Origin of the sequence: Streptomyces sp. SM1 (assembly GCF_002910825.1) — a bacterium.
GTDB lineage: Bacteria > Actinomycetota > Actinomycetes > Streptomycetales > Streptomycetaceae > Streptomyces > Streptomyces okerensis.
Map to the genome: position 1 here is coordinate 1,948 of NZ_NEUB01000900.1, position 3,729 is coordinate 5,676.

Below are 3,729 nucleotides of genomic sequence, written 5' to 3' on the forward strand. Positions count from 1 at the left end.
CACCGACCTCACCGGTGCCGCGGTCCGCGGGCTCGTCCGCTCAGCCCAGTCCGAGCACCCGGACCGCTTCCTGCTCATCGACACCGACGACCCGGCCGCCGTGACCGGCCTGCTGCCCCGGGCCTTGGCCGCAGCCGAACCCCAGCTGGCCATACGCGACGGAGAACTCCTCGCCGCCCGCCTCACCAGGGCCACCACCCCCACGGACCCGGACCCGAACCCGGCCCCCGAGACGCCGTCCGGCATCGCCGCCGCCGGCGGAACCGTCCTCGTCACCGGGGCCGGCGGATCCCTCGGCGGCCTGGTGGCGCAGCACCTCGTGACCGCGCACGGGGTGCGGAACCTGCTGCTCGTCGGCAGGCGCGGCGCCGATACCCCGGGCCTCGCCGACCTCGCGGCCGCACTGCGCGGACTCGGCGCCCTGGTGGACGTGGCAGCCTGTGACGTCGCCGACCGGGACGCCCTCGCCGTCCTACTCGCCGCGATCCCCGCCGAGCGTCCGCTGAGCGCGGTCGTGCACGCGGCCGGCGTCCTGGATGACGGAACGGTCGAGTCGCTGACCCCCGAGCGGATGGGCCACGTACTGCGGCCCAAGGTCGACGCGGCCCTCCACCTGCACGCCCTCACCCGCGACCTGCCACTGTCCGCCTTCGTCCTGTTCTCCTCCGCGTCCGCCACGGTCGGCAACGCCGGACAGGGCAACTACGCTGCAGCCAACGCCTTCCTCGACGCGCTCGCTCAGCAGCGCCGGGCCCGGCAGCTGCCCGCCCAGTCCCTCGCCTGGGGCCTGTGGGAGCGCCGCGGCGCCATGACCGGCACGCTCACCGCCGCCGACCTGCGGCGCATGTCCAGGGGCGGCGCCGCGGCCATCGGCAGCGACGAGGGCCTGGCCCTGCTCGACGCGGCGCTCACCCTCGACGAACCGCTGCTCGTCCCCGTCAAGATCGACCTCGGCCGGCTGCGGACGGCCGCCCGGACCGCACCCGTCCCGGCCCTGCTCTCCGGCCTCGCCCCCGGCGCCGCACGCCGCCCGGCCTCCGGAGCGGACGCCGCCGAAGCGGACTCGCTGCGCCGCAGGCTCACCGCCCTCACCTCCGAGGAACGCGTCGCCACCCTGCTCGACCTGGTACGGGGCCGGGTCGCGGACGTCCTCGGCCACGGCGGCGCCGGGACTGTCGACCCCGACCAGGCGTTCAAGGACCTCGGCTTCGACTCGCTCACCTCGGTCGAACTCCGCAACCGGCTCAGCGCCGCCACCGGCCGTCGGCTGCCCGCGACCCTGGTCTTCGACCACCCCACCCCGGCCGCCGTCGCCGGCTACCTCGCCGGGCGCCTCGTACCCGACGCACCCGGCGGCACGGGGACGGCAGGAACGGCGGACCGCGGGGACCGCGAGATCAGCTCGCTGCTCGCCACCATCCCGCCCGCCGCACTGCGCCGGGCAGGCCTGCTCGACGACCTCCTGAGCCTCGCCGACCGGCCGGAGACACCGGCCCCCGTCGCCGACATCGACGGCATGGCCGTCGACGACCTCGTCCGGATGGCCCTGGGCGGCACACGTGACTGACCGACAGCCGGAGAAGGAGAAGCCGAACACCATGCCCACCGACACGGACCAGGTGGTCGCCGCCCTGCGCGCCTCGCTGCTGGACAACCAGCGCCTGCGGCAGGAGAACCGGCGGCTCCGCGACGACTCCGCCGAGCCCATCGCCATCGTGGCCATGAGCTGCCGCTACCCCGGCGGCGTACGCACCCCGGAAGACCTGTGGGAGCTGCTGCTCAAGGAACGCGACGCGGTCTCGCCGTTCCCCGCCGACCGCGGCTGGGACGTCGAGGGAGGCTTCGACGCCGACCCCGACGCCCCCGGCACCTTCTACGTCCGCGAAGGCGGCTTCCTCCACGACGCGACCGCCTTCGACCCCGGCTTCTTCGGCATCTCCCCGCGCGAGGCCTTGGCCATGGACCCGCAGCAGCGGCTGCTCCTCGAAGCCTCCTGGGAAGCCGTGGAACGCGCCGGCATCGACCCGCTGACCCTGCGCGGGAGCCGCACCGGGGTCTACACCGGAGTCATCAACAGCGACTACGCGTCGCGGCTCGGCCGGGTGCCCGACGAACTCGAAGGCTTCCTCGGCACCGGCACCATCCCCAGCGTGGCCTCCGGCCGGATCGCCTACGCCCTGGGCCTGGAAGGCCCGGCGGTCACCCTCGACACCGCCTGCTCGTCCTCCCTGGTCGCCGTCCACCTCGCCTGCCAGGGGCTGCGCTCCGGCGACACCACCCTCACCCTGGCCGGCGGCGTGACCGTGATGTCCACCCCCGGCCTGTACGTCGGATTCAGCCGCCAGCGCGGCCTGGCACCCGACGGGCGCAGCAAGTCCTTCTCGGCCACGGCGGACGGCGCCGGCTTCGGCGAGGGCCTGGGCCTGCTCCTGCTGGAACGGCTCGCGGACGCCCGGCGCGCCGGGCACCCCGTACTGGCAGTCATCCGCGGCTCGGCCGTCAACCAGGACGGCGCGAGCAACGGGCTGACCGCACCGAACGGCCCCGCGCAGCAGCGCGTCATCAGCGGGGCGCTCGCCCGTGCCGGACTCGCCCCGGACGAGGTGGACATGGTGGAGGCGCACGGCACCGGCACCACCCTCGGCGACCCCATCGAGGCGCAGGCCCTGCTGGCCACCTACGGGCAGGGCCGGCCCGCCGGCCGGCCACTGTGGCTGGGGTCGCTGAAGTCCAACCTGTCCCACACCCAGGCCGCCGCGGGCGTCGGCGGGGTGATCAAGTCGGTGCTCGCGATGCGGCACGGCACGATGCCGCGCACCCTGCACGTGGACCGCCCCTCGCCACGCGTCGACTGGACCGAGGGCGCCGTCGCGCTGCTCACCGAGGCCACCCCCTGGCCCGAGACGGGACGCCCGCGCCGGGCGGGCGTGTCCTCCTTCGGCGCCAGCGGGACCAATGTCCACCTCGTACTCGAAGAGGCCCCATCTGCCCCGGCCGACTCGACAGACGCCACCGGCAAGCCGGTTGACGAGCCCGGCGTGCCGGTACCAGCACCCGCCGCCGTCCCCTGGGTCCTCTCGGCGCGTACGCCCGAGGCGCTGCGCGGCCAGGCGGCGGCCCTGCACCGGCGGGTGGTGGCGGAGCCGGGGCTGAGCGCGGCGGACATCGGCCACTCGCTGGCGGCCGGGCGTTCGCGCTTCGCGGAGCGTGCCGTGGTGGTGGGGGCGAACCGGGGCGAGTTGCTGGCCGGGATCGCCGCGCTGTCGCGGGGTGCGGCGTCGGCCGACGTGACGACCGGCAGCGGACCGGTCCCAGGCCGTACGGTGCTGGTGTTCCCGGGGCAGGGTTCGCAGTGGGTGGGGATGGCTGCGGAGCTGTTGGGTGGGTCGGCGGTGTTCGCGGGTCGGATGGCGGAGTGTGGGCGGGCTTTGTCGCCGTTCGTGGAGTGGTCGTTGGTGGAGGTGCTGGGGTCGAAGGAGTTGTTGGCGCGGGTCGACGTGGTGCAGCCGGTGTTGTGGGCCGTGATGGTGTCGCTCGCGGAGGTGTGGCGGTCCTACGGTGTGACCGTCGATGCGGTGGTGGGTCATTCGCAGGGTGAGATCGCTGCTGCGTGTGTGGCGGGTGGGCTGAGTCTGGAGGACGGGGCCCGGGTGGTGGCGCTGCGTTCGCGTGCGGTGGGGGTGTTGGCGGGCCGGGGCGGGATGGCGTCGGTGCCGTTGCCGGTGGACG

General features: G+C 75.0%; 2 protein-coding genes (1 of these 2 only partly in view). Both read left to right on the plus strand.

The window, feature by feature from the left end; all coding sequences use genetic code 11:
• Window positions 1-1,567: part of an SDR family NAD(P)-dependent oxidoreductase coding region (locus B9S61_RS30330; protein WP_374936262.1), annotated on the plus strand (this coding region is incomplete at its 5' end). Its footprint begins 1,947 nt before the window's first position; the window shows 1,567 of its 3,514 annotated nt.
• 31 nt (window positions 1,568-1,598) lie between these two features.
• Window positions 1,599-3,729: type I polyketide synthase (locus B9S61_RS30335; protein WP_146064993.1), on the plus strand; the 2,131-nt coding region annotated here is incomplete at its 3' end.